This is a genomic window from Streptomyces sp. NPDC002513 (assembly GCF_053595355.1).
Genome location: NZ_JBSFXK010000084.1, coordinates 1 through 23,861 on the forward strand (window position 1 = coordinate 1; position 23,861 = coordinate 23,861).

The 23,861-nt window shown below is 71.6% G+C and carries 20 protein-coding genes and 1 pseudogene; 13 read left to right on the forward strand and 8 right to left on the reverse strand.

Going from position 1 to position 23,861, the window contains the following annotated elements; translation table 11 throughout:
- Positions 1 to 132 precede the first annotated feature (132 nt).
- Positions 133 to 342 carry an acyl-CoA carboxylase epsilon subunit gene (locus ACWD5Q_RS32605; RefSeq protein WP_451430684.1) on the reverse strand — a complete coding sequence of 70 codons (210 nt, stop codon included), beginning with the start codon at positions 340 to 342 and terminating at the stop codon, positions 133 to 135.
- 23 nt (positions 343 to 365) lie between these two features.
- A complete protein-coding gene (locus ACWD5Q_RS32610) occupies positions 366 to 1,958 on the reverse strand; it encodes an acyl-CoA carboxylase subunit beta (protein ID WP_451430685.1) in 1,593 nt (530 codons plus the stop codon).
- A gap of 143 nt (positions 1,959 to 2,101) precedes the next feature.
- On the opposite strand from ACWD5Q_RS32610, the gene ACWD5Q_RS32615 reads away from it, so the two are divergent.
- From ACWD5Q_RS32615 to hutH, 5 genes are all read left to right on the forward strand, one after another.
- Positions 2,102 to 2,995, forward strand: coding sequence for a biotin--[acetyl-CoA-carboxylase] ligase (locus ACWD5Q_RS32615; protein WP_451430686.1), 894 nt, complete (start codon positions 2,102 to 2,104; stop codon positions 2,993 to 2,995).
- A 113-nt stretch (positions 2,996 to 3,108) separates the two neighbouring features.
- Positions 3,109 to 4,248 carry an adenylate/guanylate cyclase domain-containing protein gene (locus tag ACWD5Q_RS32620; protein WP_451430687.1) on the forward strand — a complete coding sequence of 380 codons (1,140 nt, stop codon included), beginning with the start codon at positions 3,109 to 3,111 and terminating at the stop codon, positions 4,246 to 4,248.
- A gap of 890 nt (positions 4,249 to 5,138) precedes the next feature.
- Positions 5,139 to 5,945 (forward strand): enoyl-CoA hydratase/isomerase family protein, encoded by an 807-nt coding sequence (locus ACWD5Q_RS32625; protein WP_451430688.1) that lies wholly within the window; start codon positions 5,139 to 5,141, stop codon positions 5,943 to 5,945.
- Positions 5,946 to 5,991: 46 nt separating this feature from the next.
- Positions 5,992 to 7,131 (forward strand): diguanylate cyclase domain-containing protein, encoded by a 1,140-nt coding sequence (locus tag ACWD5Q_RS32630; protein WP_451430689.1) that lies wholly within the window; start codon positions 5,992 to 5,994, stop codon positions 7,129 to 7,131.
- Positions 7,132 to 7,233: 102 nt separating this feature from the next.
- On the forward strand, positions 7,234 to 8,772 hold the full coding sequence (gene hutH / locus ACWD5Q_RS32635) for a histidine ammonia-lyase (RefSeq protein WP_451430703.1): 1,539 nt from the start codon (positions 7,234 to 7,236) through the stop codon (positions 8,770 to 8,772).
- Between the two features lie 148 nt (positions 8,773 to 8,920).
- Here hutH and ACWD5Q_RS32640 read toward each other — a convergent pair whose 3' ends face one another.
- Positions 8,921 to 9,307 (reverse strand): hypothetical protein, encoded by a 387-nt coding sequence (locus tag ACWD5Q_RS32640; RefSeq protein ID WP_451430690.1) that lies wholly within the window; start codon positions 9,305 to 9,307, stop codon positions 8,921 to 8,923.
- A 109-nt stretch (positions 9,308 to 9,416) separates the two neighbouring features.
- On the opposite strand from ACWD5Q_RS32640, the gene ACWD5Q_RS32645 reads away from it, so the two are divergent.
- From ACWD5Q_RS32645 to ACWD5Q_RS32680, 8 genes are all read left to right on the forward strand, one after another.
- The gene (locus tag ACWD5Q_RS32645) at positions 9,417 to 9,743 is read left to right on the forward strand and encodes a hypothetical protein (RefSeq protein WP_451430691.1); all 327 of its coding nucleotides are present in this window, start codon (positions 9,417 to 9,419) and stop codon (positions 9,741 to 9,743) included.
- A gap of 232 nt (positions 9,744 to 9,975) precedes the next feature.
- Positions 9,976 to 11,229 carry a L,D-transpeptidase gene (locus ACWD5Q_RS32650; protein ID WP_451430692.1) on the forward strand — a complete coding sequence of 418 codons (1,254 nt, stop codon included), beginning with the start codon at positions 9,976 to 9,978 and terminating at the stop codon, positions 11,227 to 11,229.
- 202 nt (positions 11,230 to 11,431) lie between these two features.
- Positions 11,432 to 12,901, forward strand: coding sequence for an ABC transporter permease (locus ACWD5Q_RS32655; RefSeq protein ID WP_451430693.1), 1,470 nt, complete (start codon positions 11,432 to 11,434; stop codon positions 12,899 to 12,901).
- A gap of 140 nt (positions 12,902 to 13,041) precedes the next feature.
- A complete protein-coding gene (locus ACWD5Q_RS32660) occupies positions 13,042 to 13,725 on the forward strand; it encodes an ABC transporter ATP-binding protein (protein ID WP_451430694.1) in 684 nt (227 codons plus the stop codon).
- Positions 13,726 to 13,909: 184 nt separating this feature from the next.
- On the forward strand, positions 13,910 to 17,215 hold the full coding sequence (locus ACWD5Q_RS32665; RefSeq protein WP_451430695.1) for a S8 family peptidase: 3,306 nt from the start codon (positions 13,910 to 13,912) through the stop codon (positions 17,213 to 17,215).
- A gap of 269 nt (positions 17,216 to 17,484) precedes the next feature.
- Positions 17,485 to 17,958 (forward strand): hypothetical protein, encoded by a 474-nt coding sequence (locus ACWD5Q_RS32670; protein ID WP_451430696.1) that lies wholly within the window; start codon positions 17,485 to 17,487, stop codon positions 17,956 to 17,958.
- Positions 17,959 to 18,088: 130 nt separating this feature from the next.
- Entirely contained in the window at positions 18,089 to 19,825 is a 1,737-nt protein-coding gene (locus ACWD5Q_RS32675; RefSeq protein WP_451430697.1) for a S8 family serine peptidase, read from the forward strand.
- Between the two features lie 444 nt (positions 19,826 to 20,269).
- Positions 20,270 to 21,415: a PP2C family protein-serine/threonine phosphatase gene (locus ACWD5Q_RS32680; RefSeq protein WP_451430698.1), complete on the forward strand. Its 1,146-nt coding sequence runs from the start codon at positions 20,270 to 20,272 to the stop codon at positions 21,413 to 21,415.
- Positions 21,416 to 21,500: 85 nt separating this feature from the next.
- On the opposite strand, the gene ACWD5Q_RS32685 is transcribed toward ACWD5Q_RS32680, so the two are convergent.
- The 5 genes and pseudogenes from ACWD5Q_RS32685 to ACWD5Q_RS32705 form a co-directional block, all read right to left on the reverse strand.
- Positions 21,501 to 22,223, reverse strand: a complete 723-nt coding sequence (locus ACWD5Q_RS32685) for a DUF2637 domain-containing protein (protein ID WP_451430699.1) — start codon at positions 22,221 to 22,223, stop codon at positions 21,501 to 21,503.
- Between the two features lie 25 nt (positions 22,224 to 22,248).
- A complete protein-coding gene (locus ACWD5Q_RS32690; protein WP_451430700.1) occupies positions 22,249 to 22,422 on the reverse strand; it encodes a hypothetical protein in 174 nt (57 codons plus the stop codon).
- 183 nt (positions 22,423 to 22,605) lie between these two features.
- Positions 22,606 to 22,881: a WhiB family transcriptional regulator gene (locus ACWD5Q_RS32695; protein WP_451430701.1), complete on the reverse strand. Its 276-nt coding sequence runs from the start codon at positions 22,879 to 22,881 to the stop codon at positions 22,606 to 22,608.
- Positions 22,882 to 22,997: 116 nt separating this feature from the next.
- The gene (locus tag ACWD5Q_RS32700; RefSeq protein ID WP_451430702.1) at positions 22,998 to 23,711 is read right to left on the reverse strand and encodes an alpha/beta fold hydrolase; all 714 of its coding nucleotides are present in this window, start codon (positions 23,709 to 23,711) and stop codon (positions 22,998 to 23,000) included.
- A gap of 20 nt (positions 23,712 to 23,731) precedes the next feature.
- Positions 23,732 to 23,861 (reverse strand): annotated as a pseudogene (locus ACWD5Q_RS32705) (esterase); the annotation flags it as partial.

Below are 23,861 nucleotides of genomic sequence, written 5' to 3' on the forward strand. Positions count from 1 at the left end.
CTTCCAGGCATTTGCCTGCTGCGGGGAGCAGGTTGAGGCCGGCGGGTGGACGGGGAGCGTGACCAGGTGGTGCGAGCATGAAGGCGTGGGCCGGGCCGGGACATCCGGCCGGGGGCCCCGCCAGGCGGGCGGTCAGCCCGGCCAGTAGGTGCGGCTCCACGCCGTCGGGCCCGGCTGGGGCACCGGGTGGGCGGCGATCCGGGCCGGGTCGGCCCAGGAGTCCCTGTGCCGCGCCGCGCCGGACGGTATGGCGGCCGCCGCCGCGGCGCGGGCTCGGACCACCGCCAGGGCGGCGGCCAACTCCTCCGGGGTGGGATTGCCCCGTACGACCTTGATCGTCATGTCCGCTCCCAAGGGTCCTGGGCTCACAGGGGGATGTTGCCGTGCTTCTTCGGGGGCAGGGATTCCCGCTTGGTGCGCAGCTGACGCAGCGCCCGCACGACATGGCGGCGGGTGTCGGACGGCCTGATCACCGCGTCGATGTAGCCGCGCTCGGCCGCGATGTAGGGGTTGAGGAGGGTGTCCTCGTACTCCTGGATCAGCCGGGCGCGGGTCGCCTCGCCCTCTCCTGAGCCCTCCGCCTCGGCGATGGTGCGACGGTGCAGGATGTTGACCGCGCCCTGCGCGCCCATCACCGCGATCTGGGCGGTCGGCCAGGCCAGGTTCACGTCCGCGCCCAGGTGCTTGGAGCCCATGACGTCGTACGCGCCGCCGAACGCCTTCCGGGTGATCACCGTGATCAGCGGCACGGTGGCCTCGGCGTAGGCGAAGATCAGCTTGGCGCCGCGGCGGATGATGCCGGTGTGCTCCTGGTCGACGCCGGGCAGGAACCCGGGCACGTCGACGAAGGTGATCACGGGCACGTTGAAGGCGTCGCAGGTGCGCACGAAGCGTGCCGCCTTCTCGCTCGCGTTGATGTCGAGGCAGCCGGCGAACTGCATGGGCTGGTTGGCGACGATGCCCACCGGGCGGCCCTCGACCCGTCCGAAGCCGGTGACGATGTTCGGCGCGAACAGCGCCTGCGTCTCGAAGAACTCGGCGTCGTCCAGGATGTGCTCGATCACCGTGTGCACGTCGTACGGCTGGTTGGCGCTGTCCGGTACGACCACGTCCAGCTCGCGGTCCTCGTCGGTGACCGTGAGGTCCGCCTCCTCCGGGAAGGCGGGGGGCTCGGACAGGTTGTTGGACGGCAGGTACGACAGCAACTGCTTGACGTAGTCGATCGCGTCCTTCTCGTCCCCGGCCATGTGGTGCGCCACGCCGGAGACGGTGTTGTGGGTGCGGGCGCCGCCCAGCTCCTCGAACCCGACGTCCTCGCCGGTCACCGTCTTGATGACGTCCGGGCCGGTGATGAACATGTGCGAGGTCTGGTCGACCATGACCGTGAAGTCGGTGATCGCGGGGGAGTAGACCGCGCCGCCCGCACAGGGGCCGACGACCAGGCTGATCTGCGGGATCACCCCGGAGGCGTGGGTGTTGCGGCGGAAGATCTCGCCGTACGCGCCCAGGGACGCCACGCCCTCCTGGATACGGGCGCCGCCGGAGTCGTTGATCCCGATGACCGGGCAGCCGGTCTTCAGGGCGAAGTCCATGACCTTGACGATCTTCTGGCCGTAGACCTCGCCCAGCGCCCCGCCGAAAACGGTGAAGTCCTGGGAGAACACCGCGACGGGCCGGCCGTCCACGGTGCCGTAACCGGTCACGACGCCATCCCCGTACGGGCGGTTCTTCTCCAGCCCGAAGTTGGTGCTGCGGTGCCGGGCGAACTCGTCCAGCTCGATGAACGAGCCCTCGTCCAGCAGCAGCTCGATCCGCTCACGGGCCGTCAGCTTGCCCTTGGCGTGCTGTTTCTCGACGGCGCGCTCCGAGCCGGCGTGCGTCGCCTCCTGGACACGGCGCTGGAGATCCGCCAGCTTGCCCGCAGTGGTGTGAATGTCGATCTCTTCCGGCTCGGACATCGGGATCCGGCTCCCTGCTCAATGGGGACGTGAGGGCGTGGTGCTACGAGAATGCTCAGAAGAACGAACGGTTACTCATCCGTAGCGTAGTGGGGTGCCTACCGATCAGCAGTGCGGCGTTTACCACACCTAGGGTGGCTTGCATGATGCCTCGAGATGCCTCAGACGAGAACCGTCCCGGGAACGACGCCGGGGGCGGTGGCAGCCGCTGGTCGGACCTGGACCGGCCGCCCCTGAACGCGGTCGCGCTGCGCCGTGCGCTGGTGCGCGAGGGCGGGCTGTGGTCCGGGGTCGAGGTGGTGCAGCGCACGGGGTCCACCAACACCGACCTCGTGGCCCTCACCGCGGCCGGCCGGGCCGCCGAGGGGGCCGTCCTGGTGGCCGAGGAGCAGAACGCGGGGCGCGGGCGGCTGGACCGCGCATGGTCGGCCCCGGCCCGCTCCGGTCTGTTCTTCTCGGTCCTGCTCCGGCCCGCCGGCGTGCCGGTCGCCCGCTGGGGCTGGCTGCCGCTGCTCGCCGGGGTCGCCGTCGCGACGGGGCTCGCGCGGGCGGCGGGCGTGGACACGGCACTCAAGTGGCCCAACGACCTGCTGGTCACCGTGGGTGACGAAGAGCGCAAGGCGGGCGGGATCCTCGCGGAGCGCGCGGGCGAGGACGGGGTCGTCGTCGGCATCGGCATCAACGTCACGCTGCGGGAGGACGAGCTGCCGGTGCCCACCGCGGGCTCCCTGGCGCTCGCGGGCGCCCGCACCACGGACCGCGACCCGCTGCTGCGGGCGGTGCTGCGCTCCCTGGAGGACTGGTACGGGCGGTGGCGCACGGCGGAGGGTGATCCCGTGGCCTGCGGTCTGCAGGAGACGTACGCGGCCGGGAGCGCCACCCTGGGCCGCCTCGTGCGCGCCGAACTGCCCGGCGACCGCTCCGTCACCGGTGAGGCGGTGGCGATCGACGGCGACGGCCGGCTGGTGCTGGCGACGCGGGACGGGGTGCAGGAGCCGGTGGGAGCCGGGGACATCGTGCACCTGCGCCCGGCCTGAGCACCCACGAGCCGGTGCCGTCGGCCCTGCCTGAAGGAGTGAGCTACCGCACACCTGCCGTAGAGTTGACCGCGGTCGATACCTGACCGTGGCAGATCGGAAAGGCAGCACGCGTGACCGTCGACGACACGGGCTCGGGCACGGGCGTATATCCCGCCCCCGACGGTGGACCGGGGCGGGACACGCACGCCGAGCCCGAGGAGAACCCCCTCGCGCTCCGTCTGGAAGCGCTCATCCTGGGGGCCGAGCGCCGGTACACCCCCTTCCAGGCGGCCCGTAGCGCGGGCGTCTCCATGGAGCTGGCGTCCCGTTTCTGGCGGGCGATGGGCTTCGCGGACATAGGGCAGGCCAAGGCCCTCACGGAGGCCGATGTGCTGGCCCTGCGCCGCCTGGCCGGTCTGGTCGAGGCGGGGCTGCTGAGCGAGGCGATGGCGGTGCAGGTGGCCCGGTCCACCGGGCAGACCACCGCCCGGCTGGCCGAGTGGCAGATCGACTCCTTCCTGGAGGGCCTCACCGAGCCCCCGGAGCCGGGCATGACCCGTACCGAGGTCACGTACCCGCTGATCGAACTGCTCCTGCCGGAGCTGGAGGAGTTCCTCATCTATGTCTGGCGGCGTCAGCTCGCCGCCGCGACCGGCCGGGTCGTCCAGGCCGGCGACGACGAGGAGATGGTCGACCGGCGTCTCGCCGTCGGTTTCGCGGACCTCGTCGGCTTCACGCGCCTGACGCGTCGTCTGGAGGAGGAGGAACTCGGCGAACTCGTCGAGGCGTTCGAGACGACCGCGGCCGACCTGGTCGCCGCGCACGGCGGCCGTCTCATCAAGACGCTGGGCGACGAGGTGCTGTACGCGGCGGACGACGGCGGTACGGCCGCGGAGATCGCCCTTCGCCTCATCGAGACGATGGCCCACGACGAGACGATGCCGGAACTGCGCGTGGGTATCGCCTTCGGCACGGTGACCACGCGGATGGGCGATGTCTTCGGTACGACGGTGAACCTGGCGAGCCGGCTCACCTCGATAGCGCCCCGGGACGCGGTCCTGGTCGACGGCGCGTTCGCGGAGGAGCTGATCCGCACGCGAGAGGCGCCCGCCTCCGAGACGGAGGCCGCCGAGGCCGCGGCCGCGGCGGAGAAGGAGGGCGAGGAGCCGCCCGTGTACCGCTTCGCGCTCCAGCCGATGTGGCAGCGCCCGGTGCGTGGCCTCGGCGTGATCGAACCGTGGCTGCTGACCCGCCGGGACGGGATGCCGTAGGCCCCCTCGTGTGCGTACGGGGCTGACTCGCCCGGTCCGCACCGCCCGCCGCGCGCTCAACCCCCCAGCAGAGGCGGTCCGTTGACGCACAGGCCCACGATCGGGACGCACAGGCCCGGGGGATTCGGTGTGGGTGTGGGTGTGGGTGCGGGTGGCGGCGCGGGGGCGGTGGTGGACGGGGCGGGCCGCGGCGCTGTGGGTGCCGGGGCCGCCGGGGAGCCGGGGGAGGGGATGCCGTCGGCGTCCACGGGGTCTGCGGGATGCCGGTCGGGGGATCGGTGGCGGGGGTGGTGGAGGAGGACGGCGGGGCTGAGGGGTGCCCGGCCGCCGTCGCGGCCGGGCTCGCGCTCGCCGTGCGCAGGGCGGTGGCCGTCCAGGGGTGTTCCGCGCCTCCGCGCTGCACGGCGCCGTCCGTGGTGGCCGTGCCGGTGGCGTCGATCCGGGGTTCGGCCTCGGCGGTCCCGCCCGCGCCCGTCACCGCTTCAGGAGCGAGGCGTACGAGGCTCAGGGCGCCGGCGGCGAGTGCGAACCCGCCGATCGCCAGGGCCGCCCGCCGGCGACGGGGCCTGCGGTGCCGGCCCGCGGGACGGAACCAGAGGGGGCCGGGGGGCCCGGGTGCGGCGGTCGTGGTCTCGCCGGCGGCCGTGTCCGTGGTCATGCTCGTCCCTCCCCGGTGGGCCCGCGCTCCCCCGATGCGCTCTGGCGGTGGGCAGGTTATGTGCCGATGGGTGGGAGGCGCGGCGGAGAAGGGCTGAATGTCACCCGAAAGAGGAGGGGTGGCCCGGAAGCGGCCCGTGCCCCGCTGAGGCCCAGGGCGGCTTCCGCGGGGGCCGCTCCGGCTGCGATGATCGGACGGTCGAGAGTTAACCCGCGTTAACCGGGAGGGTGTCATGGCGGAGCAGGCGGACGAGCGGCGGTTCGGCAGTCACGTCGTCGTACGGCGGCACGGGTACGTCGCGGAGCTGGCGCTGGACCGGCCCGAGGCGATGAACGCGGTGTCCACGGAGATGGCGCGCTCGATCGCCGCGGCGTGCGCGCACCTCGCCGCCGACCGGGACGCCCGGGTGACCGTGCTGACGTCGACGCACGAGCGGGCGTTCTGCGTGGGCGCGGACCTGAAGGAGCGGAACTCCTTCACGGACGCCGATCTGGTGCGCCAGCGCCCGGTCGCCCGTGCCGCGTACACCGGGGTCCTGGAACTGCCGATGCCGACGATCGCCGCCGTGCACGGGTTCGCGCTGGGCGGCGGCTTCGAGCTGGCGCTGTCCTGCGACCTGATCGTGGCGGACGGCACGGCGGTGGTCGGGCTGCCCGAGGTGTCGGTCGGGGTGATCCCGGGCGGCGGCGGCACCCAGCTGCTGCCCCGCCGGGTGGGCGCGGCCCGCGCGGCGGAGCTGATCTTCACCGCGCGGCGGCTCCAGGGGGCCGAGGCGCACGGGCTGGGGCTGATCGACGAGCTGGTTTCCGAGGGCCGGGACCGCGAGGCGGCGCTCGCCCTCGCGGCCCGTATCGCCGCGAACTCCCCGGTGGGGCTGCGCGCCGCGAAGCGTGCGCTGCGGCTGGGGCACGGCCTCGATCTGCGGGCCGGTCTCGAGGTCGAGGACGCGGCGTGGCGCTCGGTGGCGTTCTCGGGGGACCGCGCGGAGGGGGTCGCGGCCTTCAACGAGAAGCGCGCCCCGCAGTGGCCGGGGGAGTAGTCCCCGACGGGGCGAACGTTGCCTGGTGGGGCACTAGCCTGGAGTCGTGGTTGAGGACAGTCGGCTGAAGGCCGTGGTGGCGTTGGCGCAGGGGATGGCGGCGGCGCACACTCCGCGCGAGTCCTGGCGGGCCGCCGCGCTGGGTGCGTGCCGGGCGCTCTCCGGGAGCTTCGCCGCGCTCTCCGTGTGGGAGCGGGAGGGCGGACGGCTGCGGGTCCTCGTCAACGTCGGGGACCGCGCGCCCGGGGAGGAGGAGTTCCCCGAGGACGAGGCGTACCCGGTGTACCAGTTCCCGGAGATCACCGAGTTCCTCCATGAGCGCTGGGCAGGCGGCGGGGGTCCCGGCGCCTGGGTGGAGAACGCCCGGGACCCGGCCGCCGGGCACGCCGGCTACTCCCATCAGCGGGTCGCCGCGCTGCGCCGGCGCGGTCGCGGCTGCTGTGTCGTCGCGCCGGTCGTGCTGCACGGCCGCGCCTGGGGCGAGGTGTATGTCGCCCGCGCGGCCGACGCCCCCGTCTTCGACCGCGCCGACGCCGACTTCGCCGCGGTCCTCGCCTCCGTGGTCGCCGCCGGTCTCGCCCAGTCCGAGCGTCTGGAGGAGGCTCACCGGCTCGCCTTCACCGATGCGCTGACCGGCCTCGCCAACCGTCGCGCCGTCGACATGCGTCTCGACGAGGCGATCGAACGGCACCGCGGCGACGGGAACGTGGTCTCGCTCGTCATCTGCGACCTGAACGGGCTCAAGCGGGTCAACGACACCCGGGGGCATGCCGTGGGCGACCGGCTCCTGGAGCGCTTCGGGTCGGTCCTCTCGCTGTGCGGCGCCATGCTGCCGGGCGCCCTCGTCGCCCGCCTCGGCGGCGACGAGTTCTGTCTGCTCGCGGTCGGCCCGCCGGCCGACGAGGTGGTCCGGGTCGCCGACGAGGTGTGCCGCCGCGCCGCGGAGTTGGAGCTGGGTGACGGCGTCGCCTGTGGGGTCGCCTCCACGGAGGATGCGATCGGTGCGGTCCGCTCGGCCCGTCGGCTGTTCCGGCTCGCGGACGCGGCCCAGTACCGCGCCAAGGCGCTGCGGGCCGCGAAGCCCGTGGTCGCGGGCCGTGAGGGGCCCGACGACCCGGTCGTACGGCTGGCCGACGCGCCGCCTCCCGCGGCGGGGGAGCGGCGCCGTATCCGCGGCCGTCACTGAAGGCGGCCCCGTGCGGAGAGTAAGAGGCGAACGCACTGTCCACGTGTGACACCGCCCCTAGTGACATCCCTGAATACACTGCGTACGCTCCTGAATATGGATATGCACACTGTGGTGGTGGGGACGTCCGGGGTGACCGCGTCCGACGTGCTCGCCGTGGCGCGGGCGGATGCCAGGGTCGAGCTCTCGCAGGAGGCCGTGGCGGCCCTCGCGACGGCCCGCGGGATCGTGGACGCGCTCGCGGCGAAGCCGGAACCGGTCTACGGGGTCAGCACCGGCTTCGGTGCCCTGGCGACCCGGCACATCAGCCAGGAACTGCGCACCCAGCTCCAGCGCAACATCGTCCGCTCGCACGCGGCCGGGATGGGCCCGCGGGTGGAGCGGGAGGTCGTCCGCACCCTGATGTTCCTGCGGCTGAAGACCGTCTGCTCCGGTCACACCGGGGTACGCCCCGAGGTCGCGCAGACCATGGCGGACCTCCTCAACGCCGGCATCACCCCGGTCGTGCACGAGTACGGCTCGCTCGGCTGCTCCGGCGACCTGGCCCCGCTGTCCCACTGCGCGCTGGCGCTGATGGGCGAGGGCGAGGCCGAGGGCCCCGACGGCGCCGTACGGCCGGCCGCCGAACTCCTCGCCGAGCACGGCATCACCCCCGTCGAGCTGCGCGAGAAGGAGGGCCTCGCGCTTCTCAACGGCACCGACGGCATGCTCGGCATGCTGATCATGGCGCTGGCGGACCTGGAGACGCTGTACAAGGCGGCCGACGTCACGGCCGCGCTCTCGCTGGAGGCGCTGCTCGGCACGGACAAGGTGCTCGCGCCGGAACTGCACGCCATCCGTCCGCACCCCGGCCAGGGCGCCTCGGCCGCCAACATGCTGGCGGTGCTGAAGGGTTCGGGTCTGACCGGCCACCACCAGGACGACGCGCCGCGGGTCCAGGACGCCTACTCAGTGCGGTGCGCCCCGCAGGTCGCGGGCGCCGGCCGGGACACCCTGGCGCACGCCCGCCTGGTCGCCGAGCGGGAGCTGGCGTCGGCGGTGGACAACCCGGTGGTGCTGCCCGACGGGCGCGTGGAGTCGAACGGGAACTTCCACGGTGCGCCGGTGGCGTACGTGCTGGACTTCCTGGCGATCGCGGCGGCGGACCTGGCGTCGATCGCGGAGCGCCGCACCGACCGCCTGCTGGACAAGAACCGCTCGCACGGCCTGCCGCCGTTCCTCGCGGACGACCCCGGTGTCGACTCCGGCCTGATGATCGCCCAGTACACGCAGGCGGCGCTGGTGAGCGAGATGAAGCGGCTGGCCGTGCCGGCCTCCGCCGACTCGATCCCGTCCTCCGCGATGCAGGAGGACCATGTCTCGATGGGCTGGTCGGCGGCGCGCAAGCTGCGCACGGCGGTGGACAACCTGACCCGGGTGCTGGCGATCGAGCTGTACGCGGCGAGCCGGGCCGTCGAACTGCGCGAGGGACTGACTCCGGCCCCCGCCAGCCGGGCGGCGATCGCGGCCCTGCGCGAGGCGGGCGCCGAGGGTCCGGGCTCGGACCGCTTCCTGGCCCCGGACCTCGCGGCGGCGGACGCCTTCGTGCGGACGGGGCGGCTCGTGGCGACCGTGGAGGGTGTCACCGGGCCGCTGGCCTGAGGGGCGGGCCCTGAACGTCCGGGCCCTGAGCCTGGGTCCGGGCAGGGGCCCTGCGGTCAGGGCCTGACGAGCGCGGCCCGACGAGCAGGGACTGAGGGCCGCCGTCACTTCCGTGGCGGCGGCCCTTCCGTACGCCTGCCCGCGGGCCCTAATACGCCATGCGCTCCCTGCGCACCGAGTACGCCACGAAGCCCGCGCCCAGGCACAGGAAGAGGGTGCCGCCCACGACGTAGGGCGTGGTGTCCACGCTTCCGGTGTCGGCGAGTTGGGTGTACGTCGCCGTCTCGTCCGTCGCCTGGGCGGCCGTCCGTACGAAGCCGGTGTCCGTCGCGTCGGTCGCCGCGGCGTTTTGTGCGGTGTCCTCTTCTGTTTCCCTGAGTGCTCCCCGCGGGGACACCGCCGTGTGGCGAGCGGGTGCGTCGGGAGTCGCGTTGGCGGACGGGACGAACCACAGGGCACTGAGCAGGGCCCCCGCCGCGGTGGCGGTCAGCAAGGTGCGGCGTGCGGTGGACGACGATCGACGTGCGGCGGACACGAAATACCGATCCCCCTGGGGCGGTTGCGAATTGGCCGTGTACAGCGATGCTAGTGAAAGGCGCGGGTCGTGGGAAAGTCGCGGCCCCCGGGGGCCGTACGCTCCCGCCATGAGTACTTCTGAGACATCACGGTTTGTCCGGCTTCGTGTGGAGCTGATCGTCGAGGTCGCCGACCCCGACGCCGTCACCAAGGCCGCGTTGCGCCGGGTCGCCGACGACACGGACATGCCAGAGGTGGAGCGCGTGTACACCGAGACCGCGGTGACGGAGGACACCGCCGAGGCGCTCGCGTACCTCGTCGACCCGGCCGTCCTGGTCGGCGAGGTGCCGGGGGTCGACCTGGCCCAGGCGTCCTGGAGCAGCGAGCAGATCGACTACGACCCGGATTCGCCGGACTGGGCCCTCGGTGACGATGACGAGGGGGACGGGTACTGACGAGGAGGCCGGCCCTGGCGGACGTGCCTCGGGACCATCGTGACCCCGGGTGGCAACCGGCGCCCGGGGTTTCGCCGTCTCGGGCGGTGGCCCGGACGCCGGGCCGGGCCGACGTGGTGTGGCCCACACAACGACTGGACGTGGAACGAGGGGAACCGGCCGTAACGTTGAAGGCTCTTACGGGGGCTCGTACGGAGCTCTAGGGGATTCGGCAACGATGGAGAAGCGTGTGATGACGGACAGTAGGCGGCGCAAGGGTCTGATGACCGCGTCCGCACTGCTCGGCGGAATGCTGGTGCTCACCGCGTGCAGCGGGGGCAGCAAGGCGGCCAGTGGTGGCGGCGGCGGGGACTCCACTTCGCAGGCCAAGGTCGACGCGGCGGCCGCCCAGAAGAGCTCCGAGGCGCAGATCACGATCACGCCGGGCGACGGCTCCGACAACGCCTCCATCAACAACGCGGCCAAGGTGACGGTCGCCAAGGGCCTCCTGACCCAGGTCGCCATGACCACCGCGTCCGGCACGCCCGTCGCGGGCCAGATATCCGCCGACAAGAAGAGCTGGGCGCCCAGCGGTCAGCTGGAGCGGGCGACCACCTACAAGGTCGCGGCGACCGCCAAGGACTCCGAGGGCCGCGACGCCCATGAGAACGCCTCGTTCACGACCGTGGCCCCGGCCCATTCCTTCATAGGCAACTTCACGCCGGAGAGCGGCTCCACCGTCGGCGTGGGCATGCCGGTCTCGATCAACTTCGACAAGGCCATCACCAACAAGGCCGCCGTGCAGAAGGGGATCACCGTCACCTCCAGCAGCGGGCAGGAGGTCGTCGGGCACTGGTTCGGCGCCAACCGGATCGACTTCCGTCCGGAGCAGTACTGGGCGGAGGGCTCCACCGTCACGATGAAGCTCGCCCTCGACGGCGTCGAGGGCGCGAGCGGCGTGTACGGCGTGCAGCAGAAGACGGTCACCTTCAAGATCGGCCGCAACCAGGTCTCGTACGTCGACGCGAAGACCAAGGAGATGAAGATCACCCAGGACGGCAAGACCGTCAAGACCATCCCGATCTCCGCGGGGGCGCCCGCGCACACCACGTACCAGGGTCAGATGGTGATCTCCGAGAAGTTCACCCAGACCCGGATGAACGGCGCGACGGTCGGCTTCACCGACTCCGACGGCAAGGGCGAGTACGACATCAAGGACGTGCCGCACGCCATGCGTCTGACGACGTCCGGCACCTTCATCCACGGCAACTACTGGGGCTCGCCCTCCGTCTTCGGCAGTGTCAACACCAGCCACGGCTGTGTCGGCCTCCAGGACAAGAAGGGCGCGAACGACCCGGGCATGCCCGCCGCGTGGTTCTACAACCACTCGCTCATCGGTGACGTCGTGGTCATCTCGCACACCGGCGACAAGACGGTCTCCCCGGACAACGGCCTCAACGGCTGGAACATGGGCTGGGCCGCGTGGAAGGCGGGCTCGGCCGTCTGACCCGCCGGCCGCCGACCTCTCCGTACCGATGCCGCCGATCGCCCTCCGGGGTGGTCGGCGGCATCGCCCTTTCCCCGGACCCGGCGCGGCACCCGGGTCTGAAGGGTCCGGCGGCGCCCAACTCCCGGCGCGCCGCAGGCTTCTCATCTTTCTCTTATGACCGGTTTACGGGTTCATCAGGGCGCGTCCCTAGTTTGCCGCCATGTTCTTCACCTACCTGAGGCGCGAACTGCGCCGCCGGAAGAAGGCGGCCCTCGTCGTCGCCTCCGGGCTCGCCCTGGGCATCGCCCTGGTCATCGTGGTCAACTCCGTGTCCTCCGGCATGGGGAGGGCGCAGGACAAGGTGCTCCAGTCGCTGTACGGGCTGGGCACCGACATGACCGTCACCAAGGCGGCGGCGCCCGCCTCCGACAACTCCCAGGGGCCGCGCTTCAAGTTCGGCGCCCAGGACAACAGCTCCGGCGAGACCCAGAGCAGCGACCGCGTGATGGTCCAGGGCTTCGAGACCCTGGCCGACAGCACGGTCGCCGAGGTGGGTTCGCAGAGCGGCGTCTCGAACGCGGTGGGCGGACTCAGCCTTCGGGTCATCAAGATCAGCGGACAGTTCACCCGGGGCCAGTTCAAGCAGGACCAGAACGGCGGCGGCGGACAGGGCGGCAGGGGCGGCTTCGGCGGCGGCGGGGGGCTCCGAGGCCAGGTCGAGGGCGGCGGCGCCAACTTCGACGTCAACAACTACTCCGTCTACGGCACCGACGTCACCAAGCCCACCCTGGGCCCGCTGACCTCCTCGAAGATCACCAGCGGCCGTACGTTCAAGACCTCGGAGACCGATGCCAAGGTCGCCGTCGTGGACTCGGCGTACGCCAAGGAGAAGAAGCTCACGACGGGCAGCACCGTCACCGTCAAGGGCGTGAAGTTCGAGGTGATCGGCATCGCCACCGCCGACAGCGGCGACTCGGCGGCCAACCTCTACATCCCGCTCCAGCAGGCGCAGACGCTCGCGGACGCGAAGAACAAGGTCACCACGATCTACGTCAAGGCGAGCGACTCCCAGCAGATCGCGAGCGTCAAGCAGGCCATCCAGAAGAACATCTCGGGGACCACGGTCACCACGTCCGCCGACCTCGCGAACACGGTCTCGGGTTCGCTCTCCACCGCCTCCAGCCTCGCCGACAACGTGGGCAGGTGGCTGTCCGCCGTGGTGCTCGTGGCGGCGTTCCTGGTCGCCGGCCTCCTCACCTCCTCGGCCGTCTCCCGCCGGGTACGCGAGTTCGGCACCCTGAAGGCGCTCGGCTGGACGTCCGGCCGCGTCACCCGGCAGGTCGTGGGCGAGGCCGTGGTCAACGGACTGGTCGGCGGCGCCCTCGGTATCGCGTTGGGCTTCGCGGGCGCCTACGCCGTCACCGCGATCAGTCCTACGCTCCAGGCCCAGCTCGGCGGTGGCGGTGGCGGCGGCTTCGGCGGCGGGCCGGGTGGCGGCGGTGGCTTCGGCGGGCCCGGCCGTCGGGTCGCCGCCAGGACCCTGGAGGTCGCGCTCACCGCGCCGGTCAGCCTTTCCACCATCGCCCTCGCGGTCGCCCTCGCCGTCACCGGAGGTCTGGTCGCCGGTGCCTTCGGCGGCTGGCGCGCCTCCCGTCTGCGCCCCGCGGACGCGCTGCGCCGCGTCGAGTAGCACCCGCATCCGCCCCGTACGCGCGGGCGCACGCATCGGCGCACGCGCCGATGCACCCGTGAGCGACACGCCCCCGTACGCGCTCCGGTGCCCGCGGGGACGGCGGGCCCCACCCCCTTCCGTATCCCAGGAGTTGCACCATGTACGAACTCAAAGGCGTCACCAAGCGCTACACGCGGGGCAAGGAGACCATCACCGCCCTGGACGGCATCGACCTCACGATCGGCGACGGCGACCGGCTCGTCATCCAGGGCCCCACCGGTGGCGGCAAGTCCACGCTGCTGCAGATGCTCGGCGGACTGGACCAACCCACCGACGGCTTCGTCGAACTCGACGGCATCGACCTCGCCAAGCTCTCGGAGGCACGCCTGACCAGGGTGCGCAGCGAGAACATCGGCTTCGTGTTCCAGAGCTTCAACCTCATCCCGACGCTCACCGCCCAGGAGAACGTCGAGACCGCACTCGTGCCCCTGGGCGTGAAGGGCGCGGCGCGCCGCGAACGGGCCGCTCAGGCCCTGGAGTCGGTCGGCCTCGGCGAACGGCTCGGGCATCTGCCCGCCGAACTGTCCGGCGGGCAGCAGCAGCGCGTCGCCATCGCCCGTGCGCTGGTGAAGCGGCCCAAGGTGCTGCTCGCCGACGAACCCACCGGAAACCTGGACGAATCCACCCGGGACGAGATCATGGACGTGCTGGAGGCCCTGTGGAAGGAGCACGGACTCACCTTTGTGATGGTCACTCACGATTCCGTGCTCGCGAAGAAGGCGCCGCGGGTCGCGACCATCCGCAAGGGCAGGATCACGGTCAAGGAGAACGCCGTCTCGTAGGCCTCGCCGGTGTGTTGGTGTCCCGTCACCACTCGACATCCCCACCGCTATTGAGGCGCTGATCACCCCCGGGCATACTGCGTGGTCCGGGGGGTTGACGTGCATACGTGCGGGACTTCCCTCGGCCGGGTGAATGGGGCATTCACCCGGTACCTCATTTCCAGGGGGAGTTGTGCGCAGACAAGTGAAGAGGGCATGCGCGGCGACCGTCGCCACGGCGGCCGCCGTGGCACTGGCGGCGGGTATGACCAGCCCGGCGTCGGCGAAGCCGGAGACGGCGGCGCGTCCGGCCGCCGCCGCGGGCCTGACGGCGAAGCACCGCATCACGCTGATCACCGGTGACCGGGTCGTGATCGACGTCAAGGGCCGTGTCGTCGGCCTGGAGCGGGCGAAGGGCCGCGGACACGTTCCGGTGCAGGTGCGCAGGGCAGCCGGCCACACCTATGTGGTGCCGGCCGACGCGGCCGCCATGATCGCTTCCGGGAAGCTCGACCGCCGGCTGTTCGACGTCACCGGACTCAACACCTCCCGGACCCGTAAGGACCAGAAGAACGGCCTGAAGGTCATCGTCGGCTACCAGGGCTCCGCGAGCACCGCGAAGGCCGGTGTGCGGGAGGCGGGCACGCTCCGCCGGGCCCTGAAGTCCCTGAACGCGGACGCGGTCCAGACGCCCCAGCGGGATGCGACCGAGCTGTGGAAGGCCCTCACCGACGGCGACCGCACCGCCTCCGGCATCGCGCACGTCTGGCTCGACGGCGTCCGCAAGGCCAGCCTCGACAAGTCCGTGCCGCAGATCGGCGCCCCGACGGCCTGGGCCGCGGGCTACGACGGCAAGGGCGTCAAGGTCGCCGTGCTCGACACGGGCGTCTACGCCGACCACCCGGACCTCAAGGGCCAGGTGATCGAGGCCAAGAACTTCTCCACGGCCGCCACCGTCGCCGACAAGGTCGGCCATGGCACGCACGTGGCGTCCATCGTGGCCGGCACCGGCGCGAAGTCGCACGGCCTGTACAAGGGTGTCGCGCCCGGCGCGAAGATCCTCAGCGGCAAGGTCCTGGACGACGACGGCTACGGCGACGACTCCGGCATCCTCGCCGGCATGGAGTGGGCCGCCCAGCAGGGCGCCGACATCGTCAACCTGAGCCTGGGCGGCCCGGACACCCCCGGGATCGACCCGCTCGAGGCCGAGGTCAACAAGCTGTCCGAGCAGAAGGGCATCCTGTTCGCCATCGCCGCGGGCAACGAGGGCGAGATGGGCGGCCGGAGCATCGGTTCCCCGGGCAGCGCGGCCGACGCGCTCACCGTCGGCGCCGTCGACGACGGCGACAAGCTGGCGCCCTTCTCCAGCCGCGGCCCCGGCCCCGACGGCGCGATCAAGCCCGATGTCACCGCGCCCGGTGTGGACATCACCGCCGCCGCGGCTCCCGGCAGCCTCATCGACAAGGAGGTCGGCGAGAAGCCGGCCGGCTATCTGACCATCTCGGGTACGTCGATGGCGACCCCGCACGTCGCGGGCGCCGCCGCCATCCTCAAGCAGGAGCACCCCACCTGGACGTTCGCCGAGCTGAAGGCCGCGCTGACGGGCTCCGCCAAGGCCGGTAAGTACACCCCGTTCGAGCAGGGTTCGGGCCGGATCGCGGTGGACCGGGCGATCAAGCAGACCGTGCTCGCCGACCCGTCGTCCGTGAACTTCGGCATCGCGCAGTGGCCGCACACCGACGACAAGCCGGTCACCAAGGAGCTGACGTACCGCAACCTCGGCAAGACCGACGTCACCCTCTCGCTCGCGCTGACCGCCACCGACCCCGCCGGTCGGCCGGCGCCGGCCGGCTTCTTCACGCTCGGCGCGACGAAGGTCACCGTCCCGGCGGGCGGTGCCGCCTCCGTCCCGGTCAGCACCGACACCACGCTGGGCGGCGGCACGAACGGCGACTACGCGGCGTATGTGACGGCGACGGGCGGCGGCCAGAGCGTGCGCACGGCCGCGGCCGTGGAGCGCGAGGTGGAGTCGTACGACGTCACCTTGAAGTACCTCAACCGTGACGGGCAGAACCCGGTCCACCTGACCGGCCTGACGGACCTCTCGCCCACGGGCGACATGCAGGACTACTTCTCCCAGAGCTCCGAGAACACCGTCAAGCTCCGCGTGCCCAAGGGCACGTACCTGCTCGACTCGGTCTCGGTGAAGAAGCCGGACTCGACCGAGGGCGGCGCGGACTGGCTCGTCCAGCCCAAGCTGAGCGTCACCAAGGACACCTCCGTCACCCTCGACCTGACCACGACCAAGGCAGCCGACATCACCGTGCCGGACGCCGCCGCCAAGCCGGCGTCCGCGTCGGTCTCGTACACCTACGAGACGGCGGACATGGGCTTGAGCACCGGCCTGTTCATGCCGTCCTTCCAGGACCTGCGCGTCGCCCACGTCGGCCCGGCGGTGTCCACCGGGCTCTGGCAGAGCTGGTTCGGCCAGTGGACCAAGGGTGACGCGGCCGAGTACGACGTCTTCACCGGCGCCCACGTCACCAAGCTCGAAGGCGCGCACGTCCGCCACTACACGGCGGGCGAACTGGCCACGCTGAAGATGAACCTCGGCTCCGCGAGCAGCGGGAAGACCGGCGCGGTCGGCGCCTACGCCGAACTGCCGGACGACTTCTCCGGCAACATGCCGGTGGAGCAGAAGCTGCGCAGCACCCGCACGCTGTATCTGTCGACCGGCGAAGGCGTGCAGTGGACCCTCGACATGGCGCAGTTCAGCGGCAAGAAGAACCCCGAGGGCTTCCCGGTCGCGGAGGCGTACTACACGCTCGACGACCCCGAGACCTTCCGGGCGGGCAAGACCTACAGCAAGACCTTCAACACGGCCGTCTTCGGACCGAAGGTCGACTCGGCCTACGGCATCTTCCGTCGGGGCAACCAGATCTACGGCCTGCTGCCGCTGTTCGCCGACGGCCAGACGCACTCCGGGTCCTCGGACTTCCTGTCGGTCAGAACGACGCTGTACCGCAACGGCACCAAGGTCGGCTCGAACGCCGACCCGCTGTTCGGGCTGGAGAGCTTCACGGTGCCGTCCGGTGACGCCTCGTACCGGCTCACGACCTCGGTCGTCCGCAGTGTGAAGGTCGCCGCCGCGTCCACCCGGATCGACGCGAGCTGGACGTTCAGGTCCAAGAGGGCGGACGGGGCCAAGCTGCCCGCCTCCTCGGTCCGCTTCGGCGCGACCACCGGCCTGGACAGCCGTGTCGAGGCCGGCAAGAAGATCACCATCCCGGTGACCGTGCAGGGTTCGGCCGCGGGCCGCAATCTGCAGTCCCTCGGGGTGTGGGTGTCCTACGACTACGGCAAGTCCTGGACGAAGCTGACGGTCAAGCGCGGCACGGTCACCTACAAGAACCCGGCCAAGGGCCAGGGCCTCTCGTTCCACGCCAAGATCGCCGACAAGAAGGGCAACAAGTCGACGATCTCGATCTACAACGCGTTCTACGGCAAGTGAGCCACTGAGCCACTGAGCGGACGGCCCGCCGGAAGGATGTCTTCCGGCGGGCCGTTCCGTGTCTGCGCACACCTGGCGTCGGCCGGTCACGGGGGTGTCGTCCGCGCCGCCGGGCCGGTCTCGGCGGGCGCCGGCGGAGGCGGACGTCCGATTGCGGCCGAGGCGGCGCCACCTTAGCTTCAGGGCGTCGGATTCTCCCGACAAAGCCCGCATAGATCCTCATGTCAGCTATGTCGGCTTTCCTTGTGGTGCCATCGAATGGAGCATTCATGTCGGTGATGACCGGGCCCCAGCCCCTGCAGCAGTACGGCCAGCAGATAGGCGGCCCCCAGCCCCAGATCACACAGATGATCCAACAGGCCATCCAGCAGGCCTGTCAGCAGGCGAGCCAGCAGGTCGCCCAGCGCATGCAGCACACACTCCAGCAGATCCAGCAGGTCCAGCAGCAGCTTCAGCAGCAGGGCATGGCCCAGCAGGCGCACCCCTACCTCGCTCTCGCGCTGCACCACTCGCTGCACTCGGGCATCCGGCAGGCGGTGGAGCAGTCGGTGCAGCAGGCCCTGCCGATGGCCATCGTGACGATGCTCCAGCAGAGCCAGCACGGCCAGCAGGGCATCCAGGGCCAGCAGGGCATGCAGCCGATGCAGGGCATCGGGTCCTTCGGCATGCAGCAGCCGTTCCCGCAGTACCAGCAGCCCGGCTTCGGCTTCGGCCAGATGAGCCAGCCTTTCGGCATCGGCTGACCCCAGGGCGGCGCGCGATGCGGTGTGCCCGGGAACCGCTCCCGGGCACACCGCATCACCGTGGAGGCGCAGGCCGCCCTCGCCGGATCGGAAGCACAAGGACGACGTAGGCGTGGTGAAGGTGGACGCAATGGTCAAGGAAAGGCCTGGAAACAACCGCGAGGGCGGGGCCGAGGGCGCGGGGACCGGTGCGCCGGGACCCGAGGGCAGCCAGACCGGGGCCCGCAGGAAGGACGCACGGTCTCGGCTGTCGGTGCGTCCGCGCCGGGAGCGGTACATGGTCACCCCCCTGCCGCAGCATCTGCTGCCGCCGGGAATCCCCGAACTGGGCATGGACGCGCTGTGCGACCGACTGGAGCGGATGCCCGAGATCGAGGTGGTCCGCAGACTCCGGCCGTCGCAGCGGCTCCAGTCGGCCGGCATGACCCCCTCCTGCCCGGAGATCGTGGTGATCGAGGCGGCCGAGGCCCAGGTGCCGGCGTTGCGGTCGCTGCACCTGCACATCGAGCTGGACCTGCCCCTGGCCGGGGCCGGGCCCGTCGCCGCACCGGCCGCGGGGATGCTGCCCCTGCGCGATCCGGGCCTGGTCATGCCACTGGACCAGCCGGTGGACATCGCGTTCCGCGTCTGCGGCCCGGAGGACGAACCGCTGGCCGGCGCCGGGGTGTTCCTGATCGGGGCGGCCTGGCCGGCCCAGGGCCTCACCGGCGCCGACGGAACGGTCACCCTCACCCTGGCCACGGAATCCGCCCAGTCCGTCCAGTCCCTCTACGTCCGTCCGGCGGACGGCTACACGGACCGCTGGATTCCCCGCCCCGACCTGTCGGCGACCCAGGAGAACCGCGTCACCCTCACCCCGCTGGCCCAGGTGTACCCGGAGCTGGAGACACGGCAGCAGTACGGCTGGGGCCAGCAGGCCATGCGGCTGGACCGGCTGCCCCCCACCTTCCGCGCCTTCGGCGTCAGGATCGCGCTGATCGGCTCGGGCGTCAGCGCCGAGCACCCCGATCTGAAGCAGCGGGTGCGCTCCGGGGCCGACTTCGTACGCGGTGAGGAGCGGGGCTGGGCCCACGACAGGATCGGCACCGGCACCCACGCGGCGGGCATCATCGCCGGCGCGGACACCGGCAAGGGCGTCATCGGCATCGCGGTCGACGCCGAGGTCGAGGTCTGCAAGGTGATGCCGGACGGGCGGTTCAGCGAGCTGATCGCCGCCCTGGACCACTGCATCGAGCGCGAGGCCGACATCGCCCACATCGCCGTGACGACCCCGTACCCGTCGGCCCTCGTCTCCCGCAAGCTCGCCGACGCGACCGCGGCGGGCATCGCCTGCGTCGCCCCGGCGGGCGACTCCGGCGGGCCGGTCGCCTTCCCGGGCTCGCTGCCCACCGTGTTCGCCGTGGGCGCGCTCGGCGCCTTCGGCTCGTACCCGCAGGACACCTCCCAAGCCACTCACTGCGGACCGCAGCTGACCCCCGAGGGACTGTTCGCCGCGCCGTTCAGCGGCCACGGCGCCGGGGTCGACGCGGCCGCCCCCGGAGTGGCGGTCCTCTCGTGCGCGCCACAGGGCGGATACACGGCCCTCGACGGCACCGGCGCGGCCTCGGCGCACGTCGTGGGCCTGGCCGCGCTCGTCCTCGCCCACCACGAGGACTTCCACGGCCAGTTGCTGCCCCGCGGATCCGGTCGGGTGCGGCACCTGTTCGAGATCATCGCGGCGAGCTGCCGCCCGCTGGCCGCGCCGGGTACGCCCGACGCGGCGCGCGTCGGACGGGGCCTGCCCGACGCCCTCGTCGCGCTCGGCCTGACCCCGGGGGCGCAGCTCGCACCGGTCCTGTCTCCTTTCGCCGTGTCCATGGCCGGTTAGGGCCTGTTCTGAGTTTCCCGTCGTTCGCGCGGAGCGCGGCGCAGGCGGGAAACTCAGAACAGGCCCTATAGTCCCGCCCCCGCCGGGGCGCCCGCGAACGGCACTCGTCTCCTTGGGACGGGTGCCGTTCGGCCTGCCGCAGCGTGTCCGGGCACCGCCGGGACGGATGCGCTGATACGGTCACAGGCCCCCCGGACCGGCGGCGGCCGCCGCATCCGCCCGCTCGCTGCCCGGACTCGCCGTCCCCGGCCGCCCCACGCCGGGTGATCAAGCCCTGCCAGGAGTTCTCGTGCACAGGCCGTGTGAGTGGATCCGCCGGGACGTCCGACCGGACCCGGGCCACACCGCCGTCCGCCTCTCGGCCTCTCCAGGGCCACGGCCGCGCCGTCCCCGCCGGAGCACACCGTGAGGTGGCCCGGCCGCCGCGGAGCCGCAGGCCGCCGGGTGGCACGGGTGACCAGCACGGGTCTACGGGTGCCCGCACCGCCCGGATGGCTGCGCTGGCTGCCGGCCCTCTACGTCGCGGTGCTCCTGATCCTCGAACCGATCACTCCCGTGCAGTGGCCGGTGAGTTTCCTGCTGATCGCCCTCCCGGTGGTCGCCGCCTACGCCCACGGTCCCCTCGTCGTCGGCGCCATCACGGTCTTCGCCGTCGGGTTCGAAGCCGTCCTGGCCGGCACTCCGTGCTGTGCGGGCCGCCCCGTCGGGTACATCGGGGATCGCCACTACGTGGCCAGCTACATCTCCACCGCGCTCGTCGGCATGCTCGGCACGATCCTGGCCGCCAGCCGGATGCGCCGGGAGCGCACCCTGGCCACCGTGCGCTCCGTGGCCGAGACCGCCCAGCGGGTTTTACTGCGCCCGGTGCCACGACGCCTGGGCCAAGTGTCCATCGAGACCCTCTACCTGTCCGCCGCCGCGGAGGCACGCATCGGCGGCGACCTCTACGAAGCCGTGCCCACGGCGTACGGGGTGCGGCTGCTCATCGGCGATGTGCGGGGCAAGGGCCTGCTCGCGGTGGAGACGGCCGCGACGATGCTCGGCGCCTTCCGCGAGGCCGCCCACGACGAACCCGATCTGGCCGGGCTGGCGCGCCGGGTGGAGCGGAGCATGACCCGCAGGGCGGAGCAACTGGAGGGCGACGAGGTGGTGGAACGCTTCGTCACCGCGGTGTTCGTCGAGATTCCCGACCACGAGGCCGTGGTCCGCATCGTCAACTGCGGCCATCCGCCGCCGCTGCGCATGGGCCGCGACGAGGTCACCGAGCTGGAGCCGACCGATCCCTCCCCGCCCATCAACATCGGCGTCATGGTCGGGGACAGCTACCACGTGGACGTGGCGCCGTTCAGCCCCGGCGACCAGTTGCTGCTGTACACCGACGGCGTAACCGAGACCCGCGCCCCCGACGGAACCTTCTACCCGCTCCTCGACCGCGTCCGCTCATGGGGTCCGCTGCCTCCCCAGGAACTCCTCGACCGTCTGCACCGGGACCTCATCGACTTCAGCGGCGGAAACCTCGACGACGACACCGCCGCCCTGGCGGCGTACCGCCTCCCCGCCGAGGCCTCCGGTCCGAACGAGGCCCGGTGAGGGAGAAGCGAAACGGCCCCCCTTCCCGGCCACCCCGGACCATGCCACCGACGGGGCCGGCCCCGTCGGTGCTCAGGTCGCTCGGTCAGCCGCCGTGGGACTGCTCCTTGCCGTGCGCCGCGTGCCGCGGGCGGTAGGTGGAGGAGACCTGCCCGACGAGTTCCCGGAAACACACCAGGGCTGTGATCGGCGGGATTCCGACGATCACCATCGAGAGCGTCGAATGCGAGGAATGGCTGATGCAGAGAGCCACCGCGGTGGCGGAGGCGAGGAGGATGACTCCCCAGGACCGCCGGGCGGTCCGGTGCGAGAGGGCTGCGCGCAGAATGGACAGGGCCGCCACGAACCACGGCCCGTACACCGTCAGCGGCCACCATTGCGCGAGGGGCGAGGGGAGAACCGTCGCGGCGATGGCGCGCAGCTGACTGTACGAATAGGCGGTGGACCACCCCAGCATGGCCACGGAGCACGCGGCGATCGTGGCGACCAGGATCGTGATCGGGGTGACCGGCTGGCCGCTGTCGAGGACATGGGGCGCCGGACGGGGCCGCCGCCGTTCGCCCCGGTGGCGGTGCTGTCCGTCCAGCGTGACCGGAGCGGGGTCCGCGGCGGTCACGGTGGACAGCATCCGGGCCAGCTCCTCGTCCGGGTCCCAGCCGTTCGGCGCGATGTCCGGGCCGGGGGTGCTCCAGACCGGACGCGCGTCGAGGGGGTCGGCGTCGTAGGAAGGCTGCCCCAGCGGGTCGTAATCCGTTCTCAGGGTGAACGGAATGTCGTAGAGGCCTGGCTCGCCTTGAAGCCTGTCCATTCTCTAGCTCCTCCGCGCCCCTCGCTCAGGCGGTTCCGTTGAAAGCGCGCAGGTATTCACTTTGCATCTGGCCGACCTTCTTGAGGAAGTCTTCAAGAAGGTCCGAGCAGCCCTTGACGCGCAGGTCACCGATCACCGAGTCGTGCCACACGGCTCCGGTCCGGGCGGGGATCTGATCTTCAGGTTCGTTCCAAGTCACGATCACCTAACGAGCGCCGACCGGCCTGAGGTATCGGGCATTCGGGGGAATGAATCCATGAAGAAACGTTCAGTTGATCGTATGACCGTACTCGCCTGGCGTAATTCCCCATAGGCCTCCAACCATATGTTTCTGTGAATAGCATTTCCTGCTGTACGTTTCGGGCGGAACCGTCAGGGGCCGTCAGGAGCTGTGGGGCTCGGGTTCCTGTGTCCGGCGTTCGGTCTCGCTGAGCCCTCCCCAGACCCCGTAGCGCTGGTTCGATGCCGTGGCGAAGCGCCGGCAGGCCCCGATGACGGGGCAGGTGCGGCAGACGGCACGCGCCGCCTCCTCGCGCTTCCGGCGCGCTCGGCCACGTTCTCCGGACGGAGGGAAGAACATGGAGCTTTCCATGCCGCGGCAGGCTGCGACGGCCTGCCATTCCCACACTTCCAGCAGGGGCTGGGTCTTGGTCTTCATCACACACCTCCAGGTGATGTTCGATACGATCGGTTCGGGCAACCTGCCTGCGCGGGGACGGTCGGTTGTGCGGCCGCCACAGGAGCGGTCCCGGGGCTGATCCGCCCGCCGCGCGGTCAGCTCAATGTGTGCACCGCGTCCCGGATGACTTCGGCGACGGCTTTGGGGCGCGAGACGGCTACGGCGTGCGAGGCGCCGTCGAACTCGACGACGGTCGCCCCGGCCCGCTTCGCGCCGAAGCGTTCCACCTCCGGGTTGATCGTCCGGTCCGCACCGGCCACGAGGGCCCATGACGGCTTGGTCTTCCACGCGGCCGCCGTGGCCGCCTCGGCGAACGCCGATGCGGCGAGCGGGCGTTGGGAGGCCGCGAGGATCTGGGCGACCGGGGCGGAGACGTCGGCGGCGAACACCGAGGGGAAGACGTCCCGGTCGATGACGACCTCGACGCCGAAATCGTCGCCCGCGACCGGGTACGACCACTGTTCGAGGCGGTCGGCCAGTTCAGCGGCGGGGAAACGGGCGTCGAGTTCGCTGAGGCTCTCGCCCTCCTCCAGCACGTACGCGGCGACGTAGACCAGGCCGACGACGTTCTCGGCGGTACCGGCCACGGTGATCACGGCACCGCCGTAGGAGTGCCCGACCAGGACGACGGGGGCATTGGTCTGGGCGGCCACGGAGGCGATGTACGCGGCGTCAAAGGCGAGGCCGCGCAGGGGGTTGGGCGGGGCTATCACGGGGATGCCGTGGCTCTGCAGTTCGGCGATGACGCCGAACCAGCAGGCCGCGTCGGCGAACGCGCCGTGCACCAGGACGACGGTGGGAGTGGACATGGCGGGCATCTCTTTCCGGGTCACGCGGTGTGCAGAGCGTTGTGCAGGGTGCGGGCGGCCATCGTGATGGCGGCCTCGGCGCCGTGCGTCTCGCGCAGCGCGTTGAGCATCACGAAGTCGTGGATGACGCCCTCGATCCGCACGGCGGTC

Excerpts from the sequence above, each read along its gene's own strand:
- ACWD5Q_RS32605 (WP_451430684.1), bottom strand. The coding sequence starts at position 342 with ATGACGATCAAGGTCGTACGGGGCAATCCCACCCCGGAGGAGTTGGCC.
- ACWD5Q_RS32610 (WP_451430685.1), bottom strand. The coding sequence starts at position 1,958 with ATGTCCGAGCCGGAAGAGATCGACATTCACACCACTGCGGGCAAGCTG.
- ACWD5Q_RS32615 (WP_451430686.1), top strand. The coding sequence starts at position 2,102 with ATGATGCCTCGAGATGCCTCAGACGAGAACCGTCCCGGGAACGACGCC.
- ACWD5Q_RS32625 (WP_451430688.1), top strand. The coding sequence starts at position 5,139 with ATGGCGGAGCAGGCGGACGAGCGGCGGTTCGGCAGTCACGTCGTCGTA.
- hutH (WP_451430703.1), top strand. The coding sequence starts at position 7,234 with ATGCACACTGTGGTGGTGGGGACGTCCGGGGTGACCGCGTCCGACGTG.
- ACWD5Q_RS32645 (WP_451430691.1), top strand. The coding sequence starts at position 9,417 with ATGAGTACTTCTGAGACATCACGGTTTGTCCGGCTTCGTGTGGAGCTG.
- ACWD5Q_RS32650 (WP_451430692.1), top strand. The coding sequence starts at position 9,976 with ATGACGGACAGTAGGCGGCGCAAGGGTCTGATGACCGCGTCCGCACTG.
- ACWD5Q_RS32655 (WP_451430693.1), top strand. The coding sequence starts at position 11,432 with ATGTTCTTCACCTACCTGAGGCGCGAACTGCGCCGCCGGAAGAAGGCG.
- ACWD5Q_RS32660 (WP_451430694.1), top strand. The coding sequence starts at position 13,042 with ATGTACGAACTCAAAGGCGTCACCAAGCGCTACACGCGGGGCAAGGAG.
- ACWD5Q_RS32670 (WP_451430696.1), top strand. The coding sequence starts at position 17,485 with ATGTCGGTGATGACCGGGCCCCAGCCCCTGCAGCAGTACGGCCAGCAG.
- ACWD5Q_RS32675 (WP_451430697.1), top strand. The coding sequence starts at position 18,089 with ATGGTCAAGGAAAGGCCTGGAAACAACCGCGAGGGCGGGGCCGAGGGC.
- ACWD5Q_RS32685 (WP_451430699.1), bottom strand. The coding sequence starts at position 22,223 with ATGGACAGGCTTCAAGGCGAGCCAGGCCTCTACGACATTCCGTTCACC.
- ACWD5Q_RS32695 (WP_451430701.1), bottom strand. The coding sequence starts at position 22,881 with ATGAAGACCAAGACCCAGCCCCTGCTGGAAGTGTGGGAATGGCAGGCC.
- ACWD5Q_RS32700 (WP_451430702.1), bottom strand. The coding sequence starts at position 23,711 with ATGTCCACTCCCACCGTCGTCCTGGTGCACGGCGCGTTCGCCGACGCG.